The organism is Candidatus Galacturonatibacter soehngenii (genome assembly GCF_008830185.1).
In the GTDB taxonomy this organism is placed as follows: domain Bacteria; phylum Bacillota; class Clostridia; order Lachnospirales; family Lachnospiraceae; genus Lachnotalea; species Lachnotalea soehngenii.
Window position 1 is genome coordinate 1,085,669 of record NZ_WAGX01000005.1, and the last position, 24,224, is coordinate 1,109,892.

Sequence of the window (24,224 nt, forward strand, 5' to 3'; positions counted from 1 at the left end):
ATTCACAATAAATTTTTAACCTCCTCTTCCATCGATTTGTAATATAAAGCTATAGCCATTTTCGTCCATATAGGATCTTTTTCACATATATCAAGAGCTAATTTAAATTGTTTTTTTCTTGTATTGTATATGCTCTCGCATACAGCCTTATCCACATTAAAACCATTATCATTTTCAATTATCATATTGCAAACTCCGCACTCATTTCTTATTTCACATACTTTACATCCTACTATAGATTCACAATATTGTTTCACTAAATTAACAATCTTTTTATAATTTAATCCTTCTTCCACATTTCCGATTGAATAGCTTTGACTAACTTTTTCGCATACGTATATCCTACCTTCAACTGACACAAATATTTTTTGTCCAGGTATACAAGGATTAGTGCATTTGGTTATCTTTCCATTTACGCTATGTGTATCTACAAATGAGCAAAAAAAAGTTGCGCACCGATCAATAAAATATCTATCCAAAAAATTTAATACTTTACTATTATCACCGGCAATATTATTCATAAAATAATATTTCATTTTCTTTTCTTTTTCATTAAAATCTATTTTCTCCTTCTCTGTAAACTGTGTATAATAGTCAGAACCAAAGGATTTAACTGGAGTTGTATTCAAGCAAATTACAGCGCTTGTATTATCATAAAACGTAGATATTTTTTCAATATCTGACCTTATATCATATACACAGATTGTAAATACAGGTCTCCTAAACTTTTTCGATAATTTAATAATATTTATGTACACATCATCAAATGTTCCTTTACCATTACTATAAACACGATTTCTATTATGTTCTTCTTTAGGACCATCCAAACTTACAACTGCATTAACATTATGAAGATATAAAAAATCAATTACTTCATCTGTTAATAATGTTCCATTTGTAGTTAACGAATAATGGACATCATAATTGGTGTATTGCTGCTCAATATATAGAATACAATCTTTTATTAGTGTAAAATTTATTAATGGTTCTCCTCCATAAAAAGTAACCATGGGTTTTCTAGTGTAATTATATTCTTCTGCCTCACTAAATAGCTTAAAATAAAGATCAATTGCCTTTTTAGCAGTTGTCCAATCCATATTCTTTGTTTCATGAGATCTCATAAGCTTATAATTGCCTCCAAAGACGCAATATTTACAACGAAAATTACACGCTGTCGTAACCTCAAGTGTTAATTGTTGAAGTGCTGATTCATATATTTTTCTTCTTATTATTTCTTCATCTATTTTTTCGTCCTCAAAAAATCTACTTTCTTTGAGTAAATTTAATTTCTCAAGATATTTTATTCTTTTAGGAGATTTTAATATCTCACTAGTAAAAATTGTATGAGAATCATTTAATCGCACATATTCATTTCCATTTTCAGATACTACTTTAGTATAATATAATTTTTCTTCTGTCATCATACCTCTCCCTTCTTTATATCACTAAATTTGCTAGCTTGGTAAAAATACAATTTATAGTAAGCTCCTTTTGTCTTTATTAATGTCTCATGCGTTCCCTCTTCAACTATTTTTCCTCTCTCTATAACGAAAATTTTATCCGCAATGTAAATATTTGATAGTCTATGAGAAACAAATACAACTGTTTTTGTTTTATCTTTTTTTATAGTATCAAAAATTTCATACTCAGCTTGAGGATCCAAACTAGAAGATGGCTCGTCTAATAAAAGCACATCCCGATTTCTATAGAAAGTTCTGGCTAAGGCTAACTTTTGTCCCTGCCCTGCTGATAATTGAACTCCTTCTTTATCAAACATCTTTGTTATATTTGATTTTTTCCCTTTTGGTAATTGTTCTATTTCTCTATAAAAACCACTTTTAAATATTGCCTCATTAAATAAGCTTTCCATCATGTTCGTACCGATATCAGATATTCTAATATTTTCTTCAAGTGTAAAAGCATAATTTATACATTGCTGAAAAAATGTTGAAAATATATTTCTTAATGATTTATGAGTATATTTCTTTATATTTTCATTATTAATCAGTATTTCTCCTTCATCTGGATCATAAAATCTTAATAATAATTTAATAATTGTTGTTTTTCCAGCTCCATTTACTCCAATTACTGCTATTTTTTGTCCTGCATATATTTTAAAACTTATATCATTTAATACTTTTGTAACTCCGAATGGATATGTAAAACTAACATTTCTAAACTCTATACTTTCAAATGTATCTTTTAAAATAATAGAACCATTTTTAATCATATTTCTTACCTCTTTTAATTCTATTATATTTTTTACCCTTAATTTATTATCATAAATACTAATAACTGCTAAAATCAAACTAACTATTGCTGAATTTAATTGTTCCAGTTGAGATGCATATAATGAAAAATCACCAATACTCATTCCATAATTTATGTTTTTTGAAATAAATATTAAAATGCATCCCATTACAAAAAACGGCAAACAATTTGTAACTATTTGAGCGAAATTTCTTTTTGATAGCAACTTTTTTTTCTCTCTATACCATATTTCCCATGATTGTATATACTTTTCCATCAAGAAAGAATTGATATTCCAAAATCTAATATCCATGCAAGTTTGTCTACTCATCATTAGTGAATAAAAATATTGATTTTTTCTTTGTTTTATAACATTTTCTTTTTCCCATTTATATATTTTTTTAGTATAAATTTGACTGTAAATTGCATTAGGTATTGATATAACTAACATAATAATCCCCATCCAAATACTGAATTTAACCAATACACAAAAAGCTACAATACAACTTATTATGCTACCTATAACATCTGTCAAGCCCCAAATAACACTTATTGTGGATTGAATATTCATTTCTGCGTTTGTAATTTTATTATATGTTTCGGAATCATCAAACGCAGAAATATCAAGTTTTACAACTTTTTTAGCTATTGATATTTTCATATAATTTTGAATTAAATTTGAATGCATATTCATAATATATAGATTTAAGTTAGCAATAATTAAATTTACGATTATTGATGCGGAATATAATAAAAGGGGAACAATCACGTCTTTATAACTAAAATAATCCATTTTAGCCATAATATTAATAATATTTCTAAGAAAATAAGAAATTAATAAAGGCAAAATAGCCATGGCAAGTTTACAAATAAGCCTAAAAACGGTATATATAACAGATGATTCAAATGACACTTTCATGCAATACATAAAAATATTTATTGATTCCTTAGCTCTTTTATACATATATACTCCTACCTTAAAAATTAAAGTTTTGATTTACTTAGTATATCTCTCGTCTATAAAAATAAACCTTAAAAGTATTTTATCATTTTAATTCTATAGTCAGAACCAACTGTTAAAATTACGCTGTTTAGCGTAATAAATAAGTAACTATACATAGAAGGCAATTGAGGCAATTGAGGGCAATTTAGGGTAATTTAGGTAATATTAGATGATATGGCCACATTTACAATACCAACTGTGTTACCTCTCTTTTCCTTTTGCAAAAAGAGAGGTAACATAATACATTACATGCTATAATTAAATAATAAATGTACAAGCTTATAACATAATACATTTATATTTGCTTACGAGCATAAAAGAAAGGGGATACGTATGGTTCATTTAGTATATTGTGATAATAAAGAAAAGGTATTAGAAAAAATTCTTAAAGGATCTAAAACTATGATTGTAAGAGGGTCAGCTGGTAGAAAGATTCCACATAGTCGGGTATTTGAAGGAGAAACCTTATATTTTATGAAGAAAGGTACTGCGAAAATCACAGCAAAGGCCAAAGTGAAATCTGTTCAAAACTATGTAAAGCTATCAGAGGAAGAGATTACAAATACACTCTTAGAAAACCAGCCGAAACTAAATCTAACAACAGCACAGCAAACACGCTGGCACAAAAAATGTCTTTGTCTGGTAGAATTTGATGGGTTAGAGGAAATAGAGCCTCTTGATTTTGATCATCAAGGAAATATGGACGATTGGCTGATTATTGAAAAAATAGAAGATGTCGTAGTTGGTACAAGCATTCCATATAATTATGAAAAGTCTAAATTCTAACAAGGTGCTTTCATAAATGATTATCGGCTTAGCTAGGCTAAGCCGATTGGAAAAGAAAATGGTTACATATCTTTTTTTATATAATTTGATCTTTTCTTACTTTCTCAAGTCTTATACATTCAAGGCAATAGCTTGATATTTGAACAATCCAAATAATTGAGACAAACGTTACTGGCAACAATCCAAAGTCCCATATAGTTGATCCTAGTGTACATACCATCCACAGTATAATACAGGTAATATTTACGGATCTATACGCTTTGTACGAACTCTTATAAATCTTAAGTTTCTCAGCTTCATCACAGCTATTCTCCCACTTTTTTGCAAAATTAAGATCAAAAACACTTCCTTCTTTTTCTGGATTAATTTCTTTTGTAAAATTCACTACTTTTTGTTGGGTTAAGGTTATAAAGATATTGATTAAAATAAAACCTCCTATCCAAAGTGCAAGAAAATTACCAGAAACAGAATATTCTGCGTTAGTAGTTAACCATAATCCAACTGCAAAAAAGAACATTGACAGTATCATTGCTAAATTAGTAATCCACAATGCATAGCTTATATTGAGTTCTATCTTTTCTAACTGTGCTTCGTTTTCTCCTCCCCATTCCCTATATCGTCTACGACTACTTTGATATAAATATAAGGCTGGGAGAAACGTCACTGGAATCAGAATCAAATTTGCAAATGGTGCAATAAATACTAACATATTTTGCAGCCATTTTTCAGACACATCGGCTATACTCTCACCCAGGATAGCAGATAGAACTCCAATCAAAGCTCCAACTAGCATTCCAATTAATAAGATTAAAATAAACTTATTGAATGCACTTTTATCTTCTTTTTTAATTTCATTTATATTTTTACTTCTCACTCTCATCATCCTCCTCATAACGAAAAATATCTTCAATAGAAACGTTAAAAACCTTTGCAATCTTTAATGCCAATGTAACGGATGGGGAATAATCTCCTCGCTCAATCTGACTTATTGTCTGTCTGGATACTCCTACCAATTTTCCCATTTCAAACTGATTCACATTAATCTTTGCTCTGTATTCTTTTAAACAATTGTATAATGGCACACCATCGCCTCCTAACTTGTGACAACTTTTCTTGTCATTTTCTATATCAATCATACCATTGCCAACTTTAGTTGTCAATATATAAATGTAATTATATAAAAAAAAGGTCAACTTATGTGTCAACCCTTTTCCATATAATTTCATATAATCCATGACTATTCGTGTTCTATCTTCTTTTTCGCTTCTCCTAAACGTTCATAAAATTGCGAGTAAAAATCTTGATTTGGATCGTAATTTTTCATAAAGAAGACATGAAGCAAATACATATTTATATTTTTAATCCATGTATCATCTTTGCATTCCTTAATTTTATCCTCCACAGCATTCAAAAAGTAATGCCAATCCTTTACATATGCCTCATAGTCTTTTAAATGATTGACATCAATCCATTTACTCACTTTTACCTTTGTTTTATTTGGCATGCTACATTCATGAACTTGTAAAAAGTAGTGAAAACTATTGTTTTCATAATATCTCCCCAGCGGAAATAATCTGCATACACCTGGACGATGAGCATGGATACTGCACCTACCTTCTTCATTTAGGAAAGAACATCTTTCTTTCGTTCCTACCATCTTTAGATTGGGCAAGATAATACCGTCTACCACACTTAATTCAATATGCTCTGCCATTAACGCTTCAAAAGGTTTCTTTAGAGCTGTAGAAAGGCGGTTGATATCAAAGGGATCTAGTATAATGGAATTTCCCATTCCCTGACAACAATCATAGCAACCTTTACAACCATTGCAATTGGCTTTGACCATGTCATTTGCACCATATAATTTTCCGTCTGATATTTCGTGGAGAGCTACATTTCGTTTCATTTTAATTCCTCATATCTTACTATTTTTTATTCTTATCCTTCTTTCCCTTTGTTATTGTATTACTTTTTTCTAATAATTTCAATGCCCATCAAAGTCTCTGATAGTGTAAATTTACAGTAGGATTTTAATAGACAGACTTGCCCCTGATGTGTTTCCGATTTTTTGACTGTCCTTATTTTATTCTATTTTTCTCTTCTTTACAATCCCCAAATATGATTCTTTAATGCTGCGATTTTCTTTATCTGTGTATAAGGAATACTATAAACGGGTATATCTGCAAGGTTTCCCAGTCGTTTTCGATTTGCACGTTCCATCTGAAACATTTGATTACTGTTGTATATTACCTCTTCACAACCCACTGCCTGCGCAAACTCTTGCTTTTGATATCTCACTAATTCCAATATGTCTGCTTTATTGCTTTTATAAATCCTTAATCTTGACATTTTATCAGCACCAGTTTTGCTCCAGCCCAATGGCCTCGAACTCATCCTATCTGCTAATATATGACTGATATGACCTTCCGCGCTGCATTCTACTTCCTTGTTTTTATCTCTTACCCACTGCATGATTCCAGACCAGTTTCCTAGAATATATTCTCTGGCTGCCATGACTGTCTTTTGTTTTGAGCCTTTTTCTGTAACATTTAAAATCTTTTCAAAGGTTTTTTCTGCAAGCCATTTCTTTTCTCCATAGATTGCTTTATAGATTTCTCTTCGTGCATCCTCTACAGAATCTAAAAGATGAGAAGTTGCTCCTATGATATATTTATGCATATGAAAACGATCAAGGACAAACTTTGCTTTATGAATCAGTTTCTGACCACTTTTAATCCAAGCAGCTCCATCTCCATTAATATAGATTTTTTCCAGATATTCTATATCATACGAGTTTTCGATATATTCATACACTTCACCCCAAAGCCTTGTGATTTCAGCACTTCCTTCATAGATTCCTCCAAAATGAGCCTTTCCTATTAATTCATTTCGACCATTATCGTTTGTAATACCTTCATAAACATAAACAAGCCTTGGCATAATTGTATTACTTCTTGGTTTCTTTATATCTCCTTTTTTATCAAGATACTGCAAGGATACGTGGTCTTCGTCAGCATCAATATATAAATATTTCACTTGTTTTTTCTCTTGTAGTGGCTTTATTTTTGGAAATTCAAGGGAATGTATTTTGTTCATAACAGTTTCTTTGCTGACTTGCGTTTCACTAATGGATACTCTCTCTCCACCTTTTCGATAGCTGCTGTCTACAGCCTCATTGAGCATTTGGGCAACTGCATCTTCTGTTAATCTGGTATGGGGATCCAGCTGCATCACTTTATCCAATAGATAGGCATACGTTTTCTCCTTGGGATGATAAAACAACGTCTTGTGGTAAGTTACTTCTCCAAGAGAAGTAACTAGTGATGTTTGATCTCTTTTCACAATCTGCCAGCCTCGACGAATGTGTTTATTTCTCCTAAGCATTTCATCATAGGATTCCCATTCTTCAGCAATCATTGATAGACCAAGATCAACAACACTTTTTGTAACGCCCTGAACCATTTCCGCTATCTTTTTCATATCTGTTGAATAATCTACAAATATATTTTCTAACTTTTTTACCCCTTCTGACTGAAACTGTTGTATACTTTTAATCATAGAAAGCACCTCTTTCTGAATTAGATTTTTGTTTGGTCACTTAAATCCTAACACAGAATCGTGCTTTCTTTTTATATCTATTTCATTTTCCTACAAAAACTTTACACTAGCAAAGTCTCTAAAGAATAAATCCAAACGCAATAAATACCACAATTCCTATCACAATACGATACCATCCAAATGCTTTAAAATCATTCTTTTTAATGTATCCTATAAAGAAGCGAATAACATACAAAGAAACAACAAAAGAAGAAAGCATCGCAGTGATTAACAACGCTAGTTCATTGTCTTGAAACGTAACGCCAAAAGAAAGAAGTTTCATAAAGCTTGCTCCAAACATGACAGGAATAGCGAGATAAAAGGTAAATTCAGCAATCACCGTTCTTGAAACCCCTAGTAAGAGGGCACCAATGATTGTGGCACCTGACCTTGACGTACCTGGAAAAACTGCAGCAATTACTTGAAAGATTCCTATGATAAAAGCTGTTTGATACGTTATTTCTTGAATGGAGCAAATCTTACTCACTCTATTTTTATTCCAGTTTTCCACTACAATAAATAATATTCCTACGATGATTAGCATAACTGCTACTACCTGATAATGATAAAAAACTCCTTCAATATAATCACCAAAGGCCAATTCTACAATGACAGCTGGAATACAGGCTACTACAATCTTAAACCACATGGTAAAGATATCTTTTTTAATTATGTTTTTCTCTTGAAAGGAAAAAGGGAATATCTTTTTCCAAAACAAAAGAACTACCGCCATAATTGCACCTAATTGGATTACCACCAGATACATATCTAAGTACTCTTTGCTGACTGATAATGGCATAACTTCATTTAATAAAATCATATGACCTGTGCTACTAATTGGTAGCCATTCTGTAATTCCTTCGACGATACCAAAAATAATTGATTTGATTATTTCTATCATAACTCCTCCTATTTTATATCATTCTTCCCAAAATACCAGATGCTTAGTATCATTCCTATTATAGAGGTGATTATAATGATTAGAACCGAAAGTTCAATCGAATAGCCAGTTTCCTCAACTCTATTAGTAGCCACCATATAGATTGCAGACCAAGGAAATAAAGCTGCCAACTCTTCGTTTGATAAAGCTGCGTTCATCATCAATAAAGTTGCTGATGCAATGACTGGTATAACAATTCCTTTTGTATAAATACTAAGGAAAATTAAAGGGGTTAATAGAAATACTAAAATAGCAGTAGCCAGCATATTTTCAATGATACTCTTAAAAAGTATTGCAGTACTAAACTGCGTTGCCTTAGTTATACTGGCAATCACAAAACAAAAGATCCATGACAGCAGCGATAATAGCGTACACCATATCAAAAGGACAATAAATTTACTAATTAAAAGTCCTACTCTTGACACTGGTATGGTGACAATCATTTTAAGCGTATTTTCTGAATACTCTCTGCTAAACAAAAAAGCTGCAAATACGGTATATACTACCAACCCAAAGAGTAAAATCATATAGAAATTCGATTGGTCAAATACAGTATAATACGTAACCTGATACTCTGGGTCACTCATTCTCTCTTTTAATATCCCTACTAGTATCATAAATGGCGTCACCATAGCCCCAAGAATACTAACCAGAATCATCTTTGAATTTCTTAACTTCAACCATTCACATTGTACTAAACTAGCCAATGACATCACCTCCAATTAACTCTTTGAAATAGTCCTCTAACTTCTTTTCACTTAATTGTATTGTAGATACTTCAATGTCATTTTGAACAAATAAATGATTGATACGCGCTCTTGCCTCAAAATTCTGAAAAAGCTGTATTGAATGATTTCCAACAATCCGATAATCAGTCATATGGAATTCTTCTTCCAGAAGAAAACTAGCTTTTTTTGCATCCGATACTACAAATTCAATGTACTCGCGATTTTTTTCATGAAGCAAATCCATAGATACTTCTTCCACCATCTGCCCTTCATGAAGTATTCCAATCACATCCGCAATCTGTTCGATTTCACTCAAGATATGACTAGAAATTAGGATTGTCGTTCCAGTCTCTTTACATAACTGTTCTAGATATTCTCGAACCAGTGCAATGCCAACAGGATCCAGTCCATTCGTTGGCTCATCAAGAATCAAAAGTTCAGGTTCATGCATAATCGCTGCTGCAATTCCAAGTCTTTGTTTCATTCCAAGAGAATAATTGGAAAAAATTTTTGTATGTTCCTCCTTGAGTCCCACAATTTCTAAGGCGTCATCCACACTGCTTTCCTTATGATTTCCTCGCAATTTTGAAAGTATTTGTAAGTTTTGCCTGCCTGTCAAATTGTTATAAAATCCCGGAGATTCAATCAAGGAGCCAATTCGATGATATATGTTTTGTTGGTTTTTTGATATCTCTTCTCCAAATAATTTAATCTGACCTTTTGTCGGTAGCGCTAGGTTTAACAACATTCTCATTATTGTAGTTTTCCCTGCACCATTTCTACCAAGCAGTCCATAAATCTGCCCTCTTTTTACATTAATGCTTACATCATTTACAACTATATTTTTGTTAAATGCTTTTGTTAAATGCTGTGTTTCTATGATATAGTCACTATTTTTCATGTTCTCGCCACCTTTCTACTTCACAATTTATGTTAAAGTACGAAACTGACATGGGTCTTACTCAAATCTTACTTTTTCCTTACTTGCTTATTCTTCCTCTTCTTCTATATATTCAAAAAGATCTCCTGGCTGACATTTTAATGCTTTACAAAGTGCATTTAATGTTTCAAATCGAATACCTTTCATTTTATCATTTTTTAAATTGGATAAATTAACATTTGTCATTTCAACCTTACTTGCTAATTCATTTAATGACATTTTTCTATCTGCCATCATTCTGTCTAATCTTATTATGATTGCCATATTTAATCCTCCTAACAAATCTGGTCGATTTCATCTTGCAGTTCGAATCCATATTTGAAAATCTCTGATAAGACACCAAACAAAATTCCTGACAAAATAATAAATGGATTGATTTGCGACACAGCTACATTTACATAGGAAAAATAGACATACCTCATAATTGTCATAACTACCACTGGCATCAAGGATAGAAGCATGGTAAGTACTGCTATGATGCGTAGGCGTCTAATGTTATTTTTTGAAAAAGGCTGGAATATATTATCTAACATTAGATAAGCAAAATAAAAGATAACAGCCATAAACAAGTTACTCGTTATTTTACCAACCTTTTCAATTATTAGACACATCTTAAAATTGGTATTGCCTTGTGCATCTACACTTGCCATATATTCATTATAGTTAACCTCACTCCACTGTTCTCCTTCTACAAACAAATGATAAGTCCCGTTTTGACGCTCATCCTCTATCATTTTAACTTCAAAGACTTCTGGCGCTTTCTTAGCTAACTGTACAATATCATAAATGTGATTAAATGCAAAACCAATCAAAAGGGTTACAATAAGGGATAAAAAGATACGATCTCCTTTGATTTCCTTTTTCATTTTCATTATTTTATCTTCCATTTTTTCTTCCTCCATTCTTTTATAGGTTCGTTCTATGTTGTCATTTTATAACATAGAACAGATAAAGTCAATAACAATTTAAAGTAACACTTTAAATTGTTATTGACTTTGTTTAACTTTTTACTATGTTTCATTAAAAAGGAAGAACCACATAAAAAACTGTTCCTTTTCCTAATTCGCTCTCTACATTTATATCTGCGCCCATCATTTTTGTTAACTGCTTTGCGATACACAATCCCAATCCAGAATTGGTTTTGCTTCTGGCGTAATCGCCCTTATAAAGCCTTTCAAAAACATGTTCCAATTGCTTTCTTGCCATACCAATTCCATTATCTTTTATTTCAATCTTAATATTACTATTTCTTCTTTCTACCCTTATATCAATCTGTTTTGCCTTACTATGATCGACGCAGTTTTGTAATACGTTATTGATAACCCGATTAAATGCGCTTTGGTCGATTATTAAAAAATACTCTTCCTCTGGTACTTGTACATTGCATAGTATTTTATTCTTATCAAAGATTGGCAACCAAGCAATAATAATCTGCCTCATCTGCTCGCAGATATCTAGTTTTTCATATTTAAGCTGCATCTCATTCGAATTAATTTTAAACCAATCAAACAAGGTATCTACAAGCTTCTTTAAATCATATGATTTTCTTCTTGCAATGTTAATATATTTTCGTTCTTCTTCTTTTGAGAAAACTCCTTCTTCTAACGCCTCCAAATACCCCATCAATGAGGTAAGGGGCGTTCGCACATCGTGAGATAGACTTGTTAATAACTCCTTATTCGCTTGCTCTATTTTATTGATCCTTCGAAGCTCCTCTTGGTGTCTTTGTTCAATCTCATTGATTTGAAGAGCTACTTTTGAAAGAGAAGAATTTCCTTTTACAAAGAGCTTATGATAGTTTTTATCATTTAGTTTTTTAACCGCTTCTAATATCTGCCTAATCTGTGTATGCAATACAATTATATAGAGTAGCAAAGCAACCAATATCACACTTAAGACTACTATTATAATAAGCTTCATCCTCACTTTCCTTTTCCAAATTTGTAACCAACTCCCCATACCGTTTGAATATAGGACGGATGTTCAAGATCTGGCTCTATCTTTTTGCGAAGTCTTCGAATATGAACCATAATGTTATTATCATCAAATGCATACTCCTCTTGCCATACCTGATTATAAATTTGCTTTTTGGTAAATACCTGACCTGGGTGCTTAGCAAGAAAATATAGAAGTTCAAATTCCTTTGCCGTCAATTCTATCGACGAATCATTGATGAATACTTCTCTCGTTGTTTTGGAAATAGACATTTCTTCAAATTCTAACGTTTCTGTTTCCTGAATTTGATTACCAAATGCGGTATAACGACGAATCAAAGACTGTACTCTTGCAACGAATTCATTCATACTAAAAGGCTTTGTCAAATAATCATCAGCGCCCATACGAAGCCCTGATACTTTATCAAGCTCACTGTCCTTTGCCGTTAGCATAAGAACGGGAACATCGCTTTCTTTTCTAAGTTTACTAAGGATTTCAAAACCATTTTTTAATGGTAACATGACATCAAGTACAATTAACACGTAGTCATTTTTTAAACATTCTTTTAGACCACTCTCTCCATCATGTCGAAGCGTCACAGCATAACATTCCATCTCTAGAAATTTCTTGATTAAATCACATAATTCTACATCGTCATCAACGACTACTATTTTTTGTTTCACTCTAACACCTCCTTACACCAAACATTAGACAAACCATTTTCCTTATTTTAACACATGAAAGCTTATGGCACACGTTATTTTTCCCGATATGGTTCAATTATTGATTGAAAAAAGCCATTCTACAAATCTGTAGAATGACTTCTCTGCTTATATTAATTCTTAATTTTTAAATCACTGGTTGCTGGATTATCAATAAGCTGTCCCTCCTTAGTAAAACGTGAACCATGACAAGGGCAATCCCATGTATGTTCAATTGGATTCCACTTTAATGCGCAACCCAAATGGGGACAACGTTTAAAAGTTGGTGTTAAAAGATTAACGACTGCTTCAAATCCATTGACCGCAAGCTGAGGACGAAGAATGGTGCGTGAAGGTGAAAATACTTTTTCATATGGATTTTCTTTTCCTTGAACCAAATCACAAAGAAGCATGGCAGAAACCATAGAGGAGGTCATACCCCATTTGTTGAAACCAGTAGCAACATACATATTGGTTGTTCTTGCAGAATACCTTCCAATATAGGCAATACCATCTAGTGTCATACAATCTTGGGTTGCCCAACGATATTTGATTTGTGCATTTGGATAATGTTGTTTGGCAAAACTCTCAAGTTCTTCAAAATTACCTCCTTTTTTACCAGTTCTATGGTCTCCGCCGCCAATGAGTAATAGGTTTTCATAGTTTCGAAAGGACATTCCTTTTTTGGCTTCATCCACATACATGCCGTTTACATCGGTTGCATTTTCTAGTGCAATCACATAGGAACGGTGTTGATACATTTTCAAAAAATAACTGCCGTGCTTGTTAATAAACGGAAAGTGTGTCGCAACGATTATTTTATCCGCTGTAATTTTTCCATAGTCTGTGACAGCCGTTGTTCCAATTAGTTCTCGTACAGTTGTACGTTCATATATGTTTAGTTCTTTTACTATACTTGCTATAAATTTCAAAGGATTAAACTGCGCCTGATTAGGAAACTTAACAGCCCCTGTAACCGTGAATGGAAGGGATAACATATCCTCTCTCTGTGCTGCATAGCCGGTTTCTTTGAGAGCCGCTATTTCTTTTTCAATCTTATTATTGTCTTCAAGAGTATAGGTATATGCGTCTTTTATCTCAAAATCACAATCAATATTATGACAAAGCTCCTTGTATTTATTTAGTGCTTCCTCATTTGCCTGAAGATACAGTCTTGCTGCTTCTGTATCAAATTTTCGTATAAGCTTATCATATATTAAGCCATGCTGCGAAGTGATTTTCGCAGTTGTATTTTTGGTAATACCACTACAAATCCTGTCCGCCTCCACAAGTGTATATTCTACTCCTGCTTGCTTAAGCATATATGCGCACAAAATTCCTGCCAACCCGCCACCAATTATTAGGACATTAGTTTTGATATCTTGTTGTAAGCTATTAAATTCTGTTACATTCGAATTATTTGTCCAAACCGAAGCATTCATAATAACCACCACCATACCTTTTTTAGTATATTGTTCGTTATAAATGTATTTGCTATACATAATTGGATATATGTAATAAAAATACTCCCCTCATGGTTTAGACCAAAAGGGGAGTGTCCACATTATTCCTTATTCAATTGCAATATAGCTTTTCTTTTCTTCAATTCCTACATTCTGTTTTGGGATCGATAGATGTAGAATTCCATCCTTAAAAGCTGCTTTAATGTCTTCTTGCTTCACACCATTTCCAATGTAAAAGCTTCTTTTACAGCTTCCTGTATAACGTTCTCTTCGGATGTAATTTCCTGCTTCATCTTTTTCATCTTTATTTTCATTGCGTTTTGCAGAAACCGTTAAATAGCCATCCTTTAATTCCGCTACAACCTCTTCTTTTGCATATCCTGGTAACTCTACATCAATGAGATAACTTCCGTCTTTTTCCAAAACATCGGTTTTCATCAAATTGGAGTGTTCCATCCAAGAAGAAGGTGTTCTAAAAAATGGATCTTTAAACATTTCATCAAATAAATTATTTACTCTATTTGCTAATAACATGGTATATTCCTCCTCACATGAACTAATTTTATTTTCTATTATTTCAATCAATGCTATGAATTATTCAATTGCAATATAATTTGATTTTTCTTCGATTGCAACTGTTTTTTTAGGTATTGCCAATCGTAAAATTCCATTTCGAAATGCTGCCCTAATATCTTCTTGCTTTACGTCCTTTCCAACAAAAAAACTTCTTTGACAACTACCAACATAACGTTCTCTTCGTATATAATTACCTTCTGTGTCTTTTTCATCTCTATTTTCATTATGGTTTGCCTTAATAATCAAATATCCCTCCTTTAATTCAGCCTGAATATCCTCTTTTGCATAGCCAGGCAGTTCCATGTCAATCATGTAACCCCCTTCTGTTTCTTTTACATCTGCTTTCATTCTAAGGCCGTCTTCAAACACTGGTATATCAAAAAACAAATCATCGAAAAACGAATCATCAAAAAAATTATTAAAGAATTGATTCACTCTGTTTGTCAGTAACATAGTACCTACCTCCTTAAAATTATTTATTTAAAATGTTTGTTATAGTTGTTATATATATTATATAACACCGTTTTAAAAATATGTCAAGTGATTCATTCAATTTTTTTCATATTCCATTCGTTGACTTTTTCACTTATGCCAATTATACTAGTTGCAAACAGCCACAAAAAAAATTAAAGCGAAAGGAGAGCGCTATGTTATTGGAACAATTAAAGACAAGAAGAAGTATACGAAAATTTCAAGAAAAACAAGTAGAAAAGGACAAAATTGATCTTTTACTAAAAAGTGCATTATTAGCCCCCTCTTCCCGTTCCATTCGACCATGGCAATTTATTGTAGTCGATGATTGTCATCTACTTGCTAAGCTATCTCTTTGTAAAAAGCATGGAGCTACTTTTCTAGCAAATGCACCATTAGCTTTTGTTGTCCTTGCAGATCCTAGCTTAAGCGATGTTTGGATTGAAGATAGCTCCATCGCCTCTACTTTGATTCAATTAAGTGCGCATGATTTGGGTCTTGGGTCTTGTTGGATACAAGTAAGAGAAAGAGATTACTGCGAAACTGAAAAATCCGAAGAATATATAAAAAAATTACTAGCCATACCTGATTCATTTCGTGTAGAATGCATAATAGCAGTTGGCTATCCAGCCGAAGAGAAAAAACCTTATCAGGAAGAAACTCTACTTTACGAGAAAATACATTACAATCAATTCTAAACGTATCATAAACGGAGGGCTTTGTTAAGCACCTCCGTTTTTAATATCTCTTATTAATATTTACCTAATTTCATATGTCCTGCAAGCTCTGTCTTACATCTTTGTTTCATCACCCATGCTTCATCTTTTGCCTGTGTAAAAGCTGCAACACACTTTGGATCTAGATTATCTTCAATTCCTTCTTTACTTAAAGCAATAATCTTTTCTGTCAAAGTAATGATTTCCATATGAATGGCATTGGTTCTATCCGAACGATAAATCTTGTCTGCTTCTTCCTTGCTTAATTTCTCAAACTTATCTGCTCCCACAGCACATTTTGGACAGGCATTTGGCGCTTCTTCCCCTTCGTGAACATAGCCACATACACTACATTTGAACAATTCTTTCATTTGAATACCTCCTATTAATTATATGTTATTCGATTTGATATAATTTAATTATCTCACAAAATAAAAGATTGTCAATGCAACTTTACAATAAATCCTATTTTAAATCTCTATTCTATAAAGTTTGGCTCCATGTCCATAGACATGTGCTTCAAATGATAGACCTGTGCCAATCGAAGTTTCTTCACTCCATAGTTCTTCAAACGGTAAGTCTTGAAAAGACTTAAGCCCTAAATCATTGGCTTCTATCATTATGTTCTGCTTAGATTCCTTTAAATTAAATACTGCAAGGTACCCAATCGATTCTTTCGTATCGCTTGAAAACCACACCGCCTGCGTATCCGTCCTTCTAATTTGTCTGGCCTTATGTGAATCGGAGAGTAGTTTTAAGACCTTCTTATTGGTAATTAATTTCTTTGTCCAATCATCTAATTTCGTTAGATTTGCGCCAAGCATAAGCGGAGAGCGAAAGATGCACCACAATGTCATCATTGTAATTTGCTCCTCTTTTGTAAAGGAAGTATAGCGCTCTTTTCCAAATCCTTTTCCAATATAGCCAAGAGGTAGCATATCACAGTCTGGATAACAACCTTTTGCTACATGCGACTGCCACGTTTCACAGCGTTCAAACATCTGGTATAAATACTTCCAGTCATCCCAAAAATCATCCGTAATTCTCCACATATTTGCATAGCCTTCATAGTAACTTGCTTCTTCAATCAAAGCTGGACCTGGTGAAAGGCTAAGAACGATAGGTCTTTTGCAATTTTGTATTGCTTGATGGAGCATCTTAATTTCTTTTTTAGCGGAAGGCATATCCATTCTACAGATATCATCGCATTTAATAAAGTCAACACCCCACTCAGAATATAATGCAAAGAGTGAATTGTAATATTCCTGCGCACCCCTTTTCTCTGTTTCTAGTCCATACATATCTGGATTCCAAAAACAGATGTTATACGGGTTGGCAATTTCGTTGGCTGTTACATCACAGCCTAATATCTTACTATGCTTATGCGCGGCTTCTCTTGGAATCCCCCTCATAATATGAATCCCAAACTTAAGTCCTAGACTATGGATATAATCTGCCAATGGGCGAAACCCTTTTCCATTTACAGAAGAGGGAAAACGCTCTGGACAAGGAAGTAGCCTGGAATATTCATCCATCTCCACTTTTCCAAACGGGATGTATTGATACTGTTCTCGTTTTGAGCCTGCATCATAGGCATACCATTCAATGTCTACCACAATATATTCCCAGCCAAATTCTTTTAAATTTGCTGCCATATATTTTGCATTTTGCTTAATCTGCTCTTCATTAACAGCGGTATCGTAATAATCATAACTGTTCCACCCCATAGGTGGGGTAGGTGCAAATTCATTCTTATTCATACTCCCTACTCCTATCTTGTTTTTACAAAAGAAAACATTTTTGCAATAAAATTTTTACTTCATAGATGATAGCAATCTCCCTTATGCTATTTAACACGTTGCTCTTTTCTAGAAAACATTATATAATTACTGGTAAATACAGTCTATGTTAAATGTGTCTTAGACTTGTAATTATGTTGACAAATCACTTATTGTATCTTTCCATTTTATAAGTGATTCCAAGGAGCCTCTATGAAAATAGAAAAAAATGATTTAATAGTTGTACCCGAGCGACCACTTTTTTTACACCAATGCGGATATGAAAAATGTAAACCTTCGCACTTTTTTGGTCCTGCGATTCGACCACATTATCTGATTCATTTTATTAAGAGCGGAAAAGGAACGTATCAAGTGGAGGGGGAAACGTATCATTTAAAAAAAGGAGAAGGATTTCTCATTCATCCTGGAATTCGTACCCTATACTTTGCAGATGAGACTGAGCCATGGGAATATTATTGGATTGGATTTGATGGTTATGATGCTATGAATGTTTTGTATGGCTGTGGTCTTTCAAAGAATCAGCTTATTATAAGAAATTGTGATAAATCAAAACTGTGGGAAGACTTAGCTTCCTTGGTTGATGTTTTTTTTGCTAAAAGAGGCAATGAGTTTGCTTACCTTGGCATGCTTTATCAGTGCTTTTCTTATATCTATCACCCAATTGATTCTCCTGATAAGCTTTCCTTTGAAAGCTATCTTAAGAAGGCACTTGATTATATCCATAATAATTACACTTACGATATTCAGATTACTGATATTGCGAAATATCTATCCATTGACCGAACTTATCTTTATAAGTTATTTATGGCTAACAAAAATATATCTCCTCAACAATATTTGATTACCTATCGATTAAAAGTTGCGAAAAAGCTTTTAAGCGATTCTGATTTGCCAATATCAGAAATCGCTTATTCTTGTGGCTTTAAAGATGCCTCTTCCTTTAATAAACATTTCAAAAAGCACGTTCACACTACGCCTTTTTTGTACCGAAAGAAACAAAGTGAATGACGGCATACTTTATTTCCTTTTTATTTGATGCTTTTGTGGCTTTATAGTAAGTTCTGTAATTACAAGTCCTTCCCTTTGATCGAGTAAAAAGGACATCGCATCTGCGATTTCATGAGATTCTACATAGGTATCCTTTTGCTCTCCCTCCTTGAAATCTGCATTTCGATAAAAATTACTTTTTGTCATATCAGGATGTATGACGGTTACTTTCACCTCGTACTTTCTTACTTCATCAAATAGACTTTTTGCAAAGCTTGTTAGCCCTGCTTTGGTTGCTCCATAAGCACAGCCATGTGTGTTGGATTTTTGAGCGGTAACAGAGGATATGAAAAATACATATCCTTTGCTTTTTTTAATATCACGAAGCAGGACTTGTGTAAGAAGCATTGGTACAGTAAGATTAATATTCGTCATTTCTTTTATTTTCTTAGCATTTAGTTCTTCGTGTGGACCAAAGTAACCAACACCTGCATTGTTGACTAATACATGAATATCCACACTTTTCTTTAAATCATTGATTGTTTTCAACAATAAGGGAGTATTCTCAACATCTATCTTAAGGGGATGAAAGTTTTCTTTTGTTAGAATTTTATTCACTAAATCCACCGATTGGTCAAAATTTCTTCCTATCCCATAGACAATGTAACCCTTTTCTAAAAGCATATCCACAATGGATAGTCCAATGCCAGAAGACGCTCCCGTTACAAGTGCTACTTGGTTATTTACGCTTTTTTCCATTGCTTTCTTTTCCTTTCTCCTCTTCCCAAGAAAATATTTTCTCCTCTGGAATGGATTCTTTTAATGCATCCATTGCAAAGTTAAGCATCTCGTTGGTGAGCTCTCTTTGATATTGGTACACTCCATTTTCGTTTTCATATGGAAATTGAAGTACCGCGGACTTTGGATTTTGCTTTCGCATCTTTTTTAGATAATCCTCTGAAACACGAAAGACACCAATACTTACGTCATATACTTGATTCAAAGCTATCTCTTTCTTAACCTCATCAAAAAAGGCTCCATATATCTTTTTATAATCTGAAATATAAAGCATTGGATCAAAGCACAAACGTACTTGATAGTCTCGTTCCATAAGTGTTTTAATGCAAGTTAGTCTTTGTTTCAGCGAGGGTGTTCTTTTTTCATATGCTTTTGACACCTCTTCTGGGGATAACGTAAATGCATAAATGACTTGTTTTGAGGGCATTATGTCCTCCCAGGCTTTTAAGGAAGCACACTTGGTTCGAATCTCAATGGTTAATTTCTCGTTTTCTTTCGCAAATTCTGCCCACCGCTTTCCATAGGAAAGAATGGATTCTAATGCCATCAAGTCTGTATCATAGGATACGCAAAGATAAACTGGATGTTGTTTGAGCAATTCTCTCACCTCATCAAACATATCCTCCAGATTCAAAAATACGACCAAATTAGCACTAGGGTACATTCCTTGCAAATAACAGTATTCACAGTCATAGATACAATTCATGACACTTGAGGTATAATAAAAATGTTGATTTCCAAAGCTTTGGCACACTTGTGCACCAGGATAGACTAACTTCCCTTTCTTATTCGCAAGAATTAGGTTTCGCACTTTTTTTTGCTCATGAAAATTTTGCCCACTTCGGTTAAATACATCTTTATAATGGTCAATCAAAATGATTTTAGCATTGGGAAAATGCTTCATTATGTCCTTTGCCTGCGTGCCACTTGCCAATTCTTTTTCTACATAGATATGTGTAAAGGCTCTATCATAATAATTGTCGTTTGAGTTCTTCAAAATAAATCTTTCCTTCTCTTTTACTTTTACAACTGTTTGGTATATGTGTGTCGCACCATTTTATAATGTCCAAAAGATCATCATGCAAGAGCAGATAATAACTAAGATGCTGTTGCAATATATATTTCATGGAGGTACTTAAGCAAAGCAATTGTTCCATTTGCTCTAGAAATTCACTCGTCTGTGTGTGAAGCAATTGCTCTTTTTGCCTGGCTTGCTCTTTCATCTGCTCGATAAAAGGAAATAGTGCATGTGCTTTCTCTTCAATCATCAAGGTAAGTTGATTGGGGGTAAGCCATTCTCTTTGATCTTTTTTTTCACCATAATCAGATAGGATTCGCAAAAAAGCCATTTGATGTGTTCCAAAAAAATAGGAAGCACTGATGTAAGACGCTGCTCCTTCCATATCATAAAGAAAAAGACTTTCCTCTTGTGTTTGATTCAATGCTTGTATCTCTTCCTTTAATACCCTACTTCCCGTTACACCTTGTATCTCCCTAAAAGGATGGCGAAATAATACGTCTGGATAAAAGGTCTGGTTCGTAGATAATTGTGTTATCTTATTGAGCAAATAGATTTCCTTTAAAGTCAAAGACTTTGAGACTGTACCAGCACTTCCAAAGGAGAGAAAGAAATCTCCTTTTTCTGGTGGAATAACACTGCATATACTAGAAATTGCAACGGACGCCGCTATCTCTCCCACACCTGTTATCACAACTAATATGTCATCTCCTAAGAATACTTGAAATTTATGAAATTGGTCTGTCTTTTTTAAACCAAAATACAAAATTATGGGCTTTGCCTCACAATAAAGTGCTGTTGAAATATAAAGCATGGCTTCACTCCTCTTGTCTTTGTTTGTTTTTAGTATAGCCGATGGAGTGGATTTGTTCAACTATCTTAAACTGTAATCTCCTTACAAAAAAGGACTTTTGCAATCATACAAAAGTCCTTTTGTCTTAACCATTATTCAATCTCTTCAACATTTGTTTCATAGTTGTATTCATCAATTTTTGCAGTTATACACTTATTAAATAATGTATCCAATGTTTCATAACCATAATAATAAAAATTATAATAATCCCAGCTACTAGATCCAAATACTACTTTTCGCGTAAAACTATCACTTGGAGTTTTGTATGAACTTAAGTCTATTGAACATGTCCCATCAGGTAAAGTAATAATATCTTGAAAGGCTACAAAGTAATAATATGTAAAATTTTCATGAATATCTGCTTCATCAAAGTTATTACTTGCTTGGATTTTATATACCAAATAGACCTCATTATTATAACCACTATTATAACCATAAATATAACCATAATTTTCTTTTGCATTTTTAGGTGTTAATAAATAACTTCCAATATAGGTCATCTCATCCAATGATTCATGTTCATTCCATGCTTGAGCTACATAGGCTTTTAAAGTGTCTTCACTTTGTATTTTCATTTTATCAAGTGATTCTTTTGGAATTTGCGTTAATGAAGTAATATAGGAGCCTAAACCATCAACTGTATATTCTTTACTTGTTAACGTAAATTTTACACCATATTCATCCAAGTAATAGCTTTGTATATCATCCCACCATCCATCACTAATAGATACAACTACTTTATCTCCATTACTCAAACCATCCGATGGTTCCACATCAAAATATAGGTCATCCATGATGTTGTTCTTCACTTTTTTGCTAACTTTTACGCTTCCCATTGGAGAAATTCCTGAATAAGTCAATTCAATGTTTTCAAATGGATCCATTTCATAAACTTCTTTTAGTCCACTTACCGTAAATTTCAAATCATCTAGTTTTAATTTTACTTTAAAAACTTCTTTGGCGACTTTTTCATCACAAGTCCACTTATATACTACAGTATCGCCATTTTTAAGATTCTCCATTTTATCTAAATTTCCACTAATGCATTTATCAATAAAGATTTCGTAAGGTTCCATAAAGCTTGCCTCTAGTTTATCCTTACCGTAATACTTTAGTTTATCCGCATAATCTTTTTCAAATGCATCATAATCAATTTGTACTTTAGCAGTACCAATCGTATCATAACCTGAGAATTCTATCTTAACATAATCCGACACATTAATTGTTGTTTTTTTATTAACAACTACTAATAATCCAAAAATGAACACGATACAAAGCATACCGATGATAGAAATATTCTTTTTAGAAAGCTTTTTAAATTTTGTAATATTTTTATTCTCAATTACATTCAGATTCTCTGAATGATTGCCCTCATCTGATTTGATCATTTGTCCACACTTCTCGCAAAATTTTGCATCGTTAGCTAATTTTGCACCACAATTTTCACAAAACATACTACTCCCGTCCTTTTCTCATAAGTATACATATCAATTTAATAAAACGTACTTAAAATACTACCCATACTACTCATAGCAGACTGAATAGCTGCAATGATAGCCTGCTTAATAATTATCATCTGTATTAACGTAACAATTAAGCTACTAAAAATAAATGCCCAGTAACACTTATCTTTATCATTTTTTAGAATAACCTGAAATGTTATTAATTCTGAGCTAATTGCTATAACATATGGCATAATTAGCAGAATGATTAATAACGTATAGGAAGAAGCAAAAATAAATGATAGCAAAAATACTACTAGTATAGCCACTGTTTCAGGCAATGAAGATAAGCAAAATAAACCTAACAATGTTTTAAGTTGATAGTTTTGCTTTTTTGCAAATATATATAGCGCTCCCGCATATATTGCTTTAAATAAAACAAACGCCAGTGTAATTAACAATATCTTACCAAATGAAATTTTAAAATAAGATAACTTTATTGTTAAACATAACATCAATACGACTGCATAAATTAATCCAATTATAAATTGGGGTAATTTATTATTTTCTGCCAAAGCTAATTCTAATGTTTGAACTGGCTTTAGCAAGAAACTGACACTTAAATCTTTTATTGACGAAACTGTGCTTTTTACTAACTTCTCGTCAAATTTAATAAAATGTTGATTTGTAGCTTGACTATTGCTGTTTACTACATTTAAATCTGTCTGATGATCCAATTTACCTTCTTCTTGACCATTTGATTGACATGTGCATACTTCTCCCTCCTGTGTTGGTTTTCCACAATACCTACAAAAATTTCCCATGTTTTTTCCTCTTTTCTTATGTATTTTAAAAATATTTAATAGTTTGCTATTATGAATCTATTAAATAAATTTAACAAAGATAATTAAAACAACTGAAATAAATAAATAAATTTTTAAGCGGAATTATACAATCTTTTATTATTATTTTTGATTATTAATTTCCTTTATTTCGTTTGAGCTTTTAACATGTAGCCCAACCGATCAAACTTCTTATTTTGGTAAATGAAAGCTATATTCGTTTCAGAATATTTTAGATAAGTAGATATTCTTATTTAGAACATTATGATAATAAAGAACACAGAGAATTTTTGTATTAAAATTGTATCAATTTTTACCCCTAGTTTATCATCAGATTGACTCATATCATTCATATCTGATTTAGATTCATGTAATAATC

25 protein-coding genes and 1 pseudogene are annotated in these 24,224 nt (G+C 32.6%); 3 read left to right on the top strand and 23 right to left on the bottom strand.

All coding sequences use genetic code 11. The features are described 5' to 3' along the window. Positions 1–2 precede the first annotated feature (2 nt). Together F7O84_RS12425 and F7O84_RS12430 are read right to left on the bottom strand one after the other, a co-directional pair. A complete protein-coding gene (locus F7O84_RS12425; RefSeq protein ID WP_192451740.1) occupies positions 3–1,421 on the bottom strand; it encodes a radical SAM protein in 1,419 nt (472 codons plus the stop codon). After that, a complete protein-coding gene (locus tag F7O84_RS12430) occupies positions 1,421–3,214 on the bottom strand; it encodes an ABC transporter ATP-binding protein (RefSeq protein ID WP_151145648.1) in 1,794 nt (597 codons plus the stop codon). The genes F7O84_RS12425 and F7O84_RS12430 overlap by 1 nt, the downstream gene beginning before the upstream one ends. Before the next feature lie 372 nt (positions 3,215–3,586). On the opposite strand from F7O84_RS12430, the gene F7O84_RS12435 reads away from it, so the two are divergent. After that, entirely contained in the window at positions 3,587–4,039 is a 453-nt protein-coding gene (locus F7O84_RS12435) for a hypothetical protein (RefSeq protein WP_151145651.1), read from the top strand. Positions 4,040–4,115: 76 nt separating this feature from the next. Here the strand turns inward: F7O84_RS12435 and F7O84_RS12440 are convergent, their stop codons facing one another. The 14 genes from F7O84_RS12440 to F7O84_RS12505 form a co-directional block, all read right to left on the bottom strand. Beyond that, positions 4,116–4,913: a DUF3169 family protein gene (locus F7O84_RS12440; protein ID WP_192451741.1), complete on the bottom strand. Its 798-nt coding sequence runs from the start codon at positions 4,911–4,913 to the stop codon at positions 4,116–4,118. Next, positions 4,903–5,121: a helix-turn-helix transcriptional regulator gene (locus F7O84_RS12445; protein ID WP_151146730.1), complete on the bottom strand. Its 219-nt coding sequence runs from the start codon at positions 5,119–5,121 to the stop codon at positions 4,903–4,905. The genes F7O84_RS12440 and F7O84_RS12445 overlap by 11 nt, the downstream gene beginning before the upstream one ends. Before the next feature lie 155 nt (positions 5,122–5,276). Next, positions 5,277–5,945, bottom strand: a complete 669-nt coding sequence (locus tag F7O84_RS12450; protein WP_151145657.1) for a YkgJ family cysteine cluster protein — start codon at positions 5,943–5,945, stop codon at positions 5,277–5,279. A gap of 197 nt (positions 5,946–6,142) precedes the next feature. Then, a complete protein-coding gene (locus tag F7O84_RS12455) occupies positions 6,143–7,597 on the bottom strand; it encodes an ISLre2 family transposase (RefSeq protein WP_151141076.1) in 1,455 nt (484 codons plus the stop codon). Between the two features lie 118 nt (positions 7,598–7,715). Beyond that, entirely contained in the window at positions 7,716–8,537 is an 822-nt protein-coding gene (locus F7O84_RS12460; protein ID WP_151145660.1) for an undecaprenyl-diphosphate phosphatase, read from the bottom strand. A gap of 8 nt (positions 8,538–8,545) precedes the next feature. After that, the gene (locus tag F7O84_RS12465) at positions 8,546–9,283 is read right to left on the bottom strand and encodes an ABC transporter permease (protein WP_192451742.1); all 738 of its coding nucleotides are present in this window, start codon (positions 9,281–9,283) and stop codon (positions 8,546–8,548) included. Beyond that, complete coding sequence (locus F7O84_RS12470; protein ID WP_151145666.1) at positions 9,276–10,205, bottom strand: ABC transporter ATP-binding protein; 930 nt, start codon at positions 10,203–10,205, stop codon at positions 9,276–9,278. Before F7O84_RS12470 ends, F7O84_RS12465 begins: the two co-directional genes overlap by 8 nt. Positions 10,206–10,292: 87 nt before the next feature. After that, positions 10,293–10,508: a helix-turn-helix domain-containing protein gene (locus tag F7O84_RS12475; protein ID WP_151145669.1), complete on the bottom strand. Its 216-nt coding sequence runs from the start codon at positions 10,506–10,508 to the stop codon at positions 10,293–10,295. A gap of 11 nt (positions 10,509–10,519) precedes the next feature. Continuing rightward, complete coding sequence (locus F7O84_RS12480) at positions 10,520–11,131, bottom strand: DUF2975 domain-containing protein (RefSeq protein ID WP_192451743.1); 612 nt, start codon at positions 11,129–11,131, stop codon at positions 10,520–10,522. A gap of 133 nt (positions 11,132–11,264) precedes the next feature. Next, entirely contained in the window at positions 11,265–12,164 is a 900-nt protein-coding gene (locus F7O84_RS12485; RefSeq protein ID WP_192451744.1) for a sensor histidine kinase, read from the bottom strand. 2 nt (positions 12,165–12,166) lie between these two features. Next, positions 12,167–12,862 (bottom strand): response regulator transcription factor, encoded by a 696-nt coding sequence (locus F7O84_RS12490; protein WP_151145678.1) that lies wholly within the window; start codon positions 12,860–12,862, stop codon positions 12,167–12,169. A 152-nt stretch (positions 12,863–13,014) separates the two neighbouring features. Continuing rightward, a complete protein-coding gene (locus F7O84_RS12495; RefSeq protein WP_330578780.1) occupies positions 13,015–14,382 on the bottom strand; it encodes an FAD-dependent oxidoreductase in 1,368 nt (455 codons plus the stop codon). A 69-nt stretch (positions 14,383–14,451) separates the two neighbouring features. After that, positions 14,452–14,877: an Hsp20/alpha crystallin family protein gene (locus tag F7O84_RS12500; RefSeq protein WP_151145681.1), complete on the bottom strand. Its 426-nt coding sequence runs from the start codon at positions 14,875–14,877 to the stop codon at positions 14,452–14,454. A gap of 60 nt (positions 14,878–14,937) precedes the next feature. Continuing rightward, on the bottom strand, positions 14,938–15,372 hold the full coding sequence (locus F7O84_RS12505; protein WP_151145684.1) for an Hsp20/alpha crystallin family protein: 435 nt from the start codon (positions 15,370–15,372) through the stop codon (positions 14,938–14,940). Positions 15,373–15,566: 194 nt separating this feature from the next. On the opposite strand from F7O84_RS12505, the gene F7O84_RS12510 reads away from it, so the two are divergent. Next, the gene (locus F7O84_RS12510; RefSeq protein WP_151145687.1) at positions 15,567–16,088 is read left to right on the top strand and encodes a nitroreductase family protein; all 522 of its coding nucleotides are present in this window, start codon (positions 15,567–15,569) and stop codon (positions 16,086–16,088) included. Positions 16,089–16,354: 266 nt separating this feature from the next. Here F7O84_RS12510 and F7O84_RS19540 read toward each other — a convergent pair. Together F7O84_RS19540 and F7O84_RS12520 are read right to left on the bottom strand one after the other, a co-directional pair. Beyond that, positions 16,355–16,477: pseudogene (locus F7O84_RS19540) on the bottom strand (rubredoxin-like domain-containing protein); the annotation flags it as partial. Positions 16,478–16,576: 99 nt separating this feature from the next. Then, positions 16,577–17,866 (bottom strand): glycoside hydrolase family 27 protein, encoded by a 1,290-nt coding sequence (locus F7O84_RS12520; protein ID WP_151145693.1) that lies wholly within the window; start codon positions 17,864–17,866, stop codon positions 16,577–16,579. Positions 17,867–18,097: 231 nt separating this feature from the next. Here F7O84_RS12520 and F7O84_RS12525 point away from each other — a divergent pair, with 231 nt between their 5' ends. Next, the gene (locus F7O84_RS12525; RefSeq protein ID WP_151145696.1) at positions 18,098–18,913 is read left to right on the top strand and encodes an AraC family transcriptional regulator; all 816 of its coding nucleotides are present in this window, start codon (positions 18,098–18,100) and stop codon (positions 18,911–18,913) included. A 9-nt stretch (positions 18,914–18,922) separates the two neighbouring features. Here F7O84_RS12525 and F7O84_RS12530 read toward each other — a convergent pair whose 3' ends face one another. From F7O84_RS12530 to F7O84_RS12550, 5 genes are all read right to left on the bottom strand, one after another. Beyond that, complete coding sequence (locus tag F7O84_RS12530) at positions 18,923–19,651, bottom strand: SDR family oxidoreductase (protein ID WP_151145699.1); 729 nt, start codon at positions 19,649–19,651, stop codon at positions 18,923–18,925. Continuing rightward, positions 19,632–20,687: an SPL family radical SAM protein gene (locus F7O84_RS12535; RefSeq protein ID WP_151145703.1), complete on the bottom strand. Its 1,056-nt coding sequence runs from the start codon at positions 20,685–20,687 to the stop codon at positions 19,632–19,634. Before F7O84_RS12535 ends, F7O84_RS12530 begins: the two co-directional genes overlap by 20 nt. Continuing rightward, a complete protein-coding gene (locus F7O84_RS12540) occupies positions 20,659–21,522 on the bottom strand; it encodes a 5'-methylthioadenosine/S-adenosylhomocysteine nucleosidase family protein (RefSeq protein ID WP_151145706.1) in 864 nt (287 codons plus the stop codon). The genes F7O84_RS12535 and F7O84_RS12540 overlap by 29 nt, the downstream gene beginning before the upstream one ends. A gap of 131 nt (positions 21,523–21,653) precedes the next feature. Beyond that, on the bottom strand, positions 21,654–23,015 hold the full coding sequence (locus F7O84_RS12545) for a zinc ribbon domain-containing protein (protein ID WP_151145709.1): 1,362 nt from the start codon (positions 23,013–23,015) through the stop codon (positions 21,654–21,656). A gap of 38 nt (positions 23,016–23,053) precedes the next feature. Next, entirely contained in the window at positions 23,054–23,827 is a 774-nt protein-coding gene (locus tag F7O84_RS12550; RefSeq protein ID WP_151145712.1) for a hypothetical protein, read from the bottom strand. Positions 23,828–24,224 lie beyond the last annotated feature (397 nt).

Bases quoted from the DNA above. Each gene is read 5' to 3' on its own strand.
- F7O84_RS12485 (WP_192451744.1), bottom strand. From the start codon at position 12,164: ATGAAGCTTATTATAATAGTAGTCTTAAGTGTGATATTGGTTGCTTTG.
- F7O84_RS12470 (WP_151145666.1), bottom strand. From the start codon at position 10,205: ATGAAAAATAGTGACTATATCATAGAAACACAGCATTTAACAAAAGCA.
- F7O84_RS12550 (WP_151145712.1), bottom strand. From the start codon at position 23,827: ATGGGAAATTTTTGTAGGTATTGTGGAAAACCAACACAGGAGGGAGAA.
- F7O84_RS12510 (WP_151145687.1), top strand. From the start codon at position 15,567: ATGTTATTGGAACAATTAAAGACAAGAAGAAGTATACGAAAATTTCAA.
- F7O84_RS12480 (WP_192451743.1), bottom strand. From the start codon at position 11,131: ATGGAAGATAAAATAATGAAAATGAAAAAGGAAATCAAAGGAGATCGT.
- F7O84_RS12525 (WP_151145696.1), top strand. From the start codon at position 18,098: ATGAAAATAGAAAAAAATGATTTAATAGTTGTACCCGAGCGACCACTT.
- F7O84_RS12545 (WP_151145709.1), bottom strand. From the start codon at position 23,015: ATGTTTTGTGAAAATTGTGGTGCAAAATTAGCTAACGATGCAAAATTT.
- F7O84_RS12455 (WP_151141076.1), bottom strand. From the start codon at position 7,597: ATGATTAAAAGTATACAACAGTTTCAGTCAGAAGGGGTAAAAAAGTTA.
- F7O84_RS12450 (WP_151145657.1), bottom strand. From the start codon at position 5,945: ATGAAACGAAATGTAGCTCTCCACGAAATATCAGACGGAAAATTATAT.
- F7O84_RS12475 (WP_151145669.1), bottom strand. From the start codon at position 10,508: ATGGCAATCATAATAAGATTAGACAGAATGATGGCAGATAGAAAAATG.
- F7O84_RS12435 (WP_151145651.1), top strand. From the start codon at position 3,587: ATGGTTCATTTAGTATATTGTGATAATAAAGAAAAGGTATTAGAAAAA.
- F7O84_RS12460 (WP_151145660.1), bottom strand. From the start codon at position 8,537: ATGATAGAAATAATCAAATCAATTATTTTTGGTATCGTCGAAGGAATT.
- F7O84_RS12505 (WP_151145684.1), bottom strand. From the start codon at position 15,372: ATGTTACTGACAAACAGAGTGAATCAATTCTTTAATAATTTTTTTGAT.
- F7O84_RS12540 (WP_151145706.1), bottom strand. From the start codon at position 21,522: ATGCTTTATATTTCAACAGCACTTTATTGTGAGGCAAAGCCCATAATT.
- F7O84_RS12495 (WP_330578780.1), bottom strand. From the start codon at position 14,382: ATGTATAGCAAATACATTTATAACGAACAATATACTAAAAAAGGTATG.
- F7O84_RS12520 (WP_151145693.1), bottom strand. From the start codon at position 17,866: ATGAATAAGAATGAATTTGCACCTACCCCACCTATGGGGTGGAACAGT.
- F7O84_RS12500 (WP_151145681.1), bottom strand. From the start codon at position 14,877: ATGTTATTAGCAAATAGAGTAAATAATTTATTTGATGAAATGTTTAAA.
- F7O84_RS12430 (WP_151145648.1), bottom strand. From the start codon at position 3,214: ATGTATAAAAGAGCTAAGGAATCAATAAATATTTTTATGTATTGCATG.
- F7O84_RS12530 (WP_151145699.1), bottom strand. From the start codon at position 19,651: ATGGAAAAAAGCGTAAATAACCAAGTAGCACTTGTAACGGGAGCGTCT.
- F7O84_RS12425 (WP_192451740.1), bottom strand. From the start codon at position 1,421: ATGACAGAAGAAAAATTATATTATACTAAAGTAGTATCTGAAAATGGA.